The organism is Halobaculum sp. EA56 (genome assembly GCF_051195075.1).
GTDB lineage: Archaea > Halobacteriota > Halobacteria > Halobacteriales > Haloferacaceae > Halobaculum.
Window position 1 is genome coordinate 1 of sequence record NZ_JBNTJX010000096.1, and the last position, 1,146, is coordinate 1,146.

The following is a 1,146-nucleotide window of genomic DNA, read 5'->3' on the forward strand; positions in this document are numbered from 1 at the left end:
GCGACTGACCTCAACACCGCCGAGTGGGACTGGTTCGACGCGAAGCGGGAGACCTCGCTGGCGGCGACCGACGGCGGCGAAGAGGTGACAGCTGACGGCGGGACCGACGACGAGTAACGACGCGGGAGGTCCCCGCGAGCGGATTCGAGGATCCCGTCCGTGTTTCCGACCGCTCCACAGGGGAGCGACCGCGAGCGGGGCGCTCCGTGGCGACCCGACAAGCTTCAAAACCGTCGCGCCGCTACGCCCGGACCATGAGCCCTCCACTACAGGACAGCTTCGCCCGCTTCACCCCGGACGGACGGCGCGCGCGGGTCGCGGTCGCGACCGTCGCCGCGGTCGCGGCGGGCGGACTGCTGTACGCGACCGCCAGGATGGCGAGCAGCCCCCTCAGCGGCGACCCCTACACGCTGTTCACCTGGGGACTCGGGGTCGCGACGGTGGTCGTCGCGGCCGTCGCGGGCGCGGTCCTCGCCGCGCCGGAGTCCGGGACGGAGCGGTCGACACCGGGCGCAGCCGCCGGCGAGGCGTCCGTCGAGGCGGCGAAGCGGCGGTACGCGGCGGGCGAGCTCACCGAGGAGGAGTTCGAGCGACGCGTCGAGACGCTGGTGGGCGTCGAGGCGGGGGAGTGGACGGCCTCCCGCGACGCCGACGACTCCCCGGAGGTCGAGTCGGCACGGAACTGACCCGTTCGACGCGTCCCGACCGACCCGGGTCCGGTCCGGGTCGGTTCCGCCCGGGCGGGAACGTCCGGCCTTACTGGAATACGAGGATCAGCCCGGTGGCGAACATGAGCAGTGCGATGCCGCCGAGCACGATCCCGAGGAGGTCCTTATCGCTCATACCCGAGCCTGGGGGACGCGGGGACAAAAGCCCCGTCGTCCGGGCCGCGCCCCGCCCCGGCGCGACCGCTTGAGACCCGCCTGCCCGGTCGCCGGCGGGCCCCGCGACCGCCGAGCGCAACCCCTATTCGCGGCCCGCCCGGATCGACGGCCGTGACCGCATCGACCGACGCCGACGGGGTATCCGGCGGGCAGGAGCGCCGCGACGGGCCCAGGATCGTCCTCGCGCTGTACGCCGTCCTCGTCGGCGTCGGCGCCGTCGCCGGCGTGCTCGTGGCGACGTTCGTCGACGGGCTGAGCGCCC

Annotated in this window: 2 protein-coding genes; both read left to right on the forward strand. The window is 74.3% G+C overall.

The window, feature by feature from the left end; translation table 11 throughout:
* The first annotated feature begins 254 nt into the window (after positions 1-254).
* Positions 255-686 carry an SHOCT domain-containing protein gene (locus ACQUQ1_RS22305; protein ID WP_435066372.1) on the forward strand — a complete coding sequence of 144 codons (432 nt, stop codon included), beginning with the start codon at positions 255-257 and terminating at the stop codon, positions 684-686.
* A gap of 309 nt (positions 687-995) precedes the next feature.
* The coding region (locus ACQUQ1_RS22310) for a DUF7520 family protein (protein ID WP_435066373.1) at positions 996-1,146 on the forward strand (151 nt) is incomplete at its 3' end.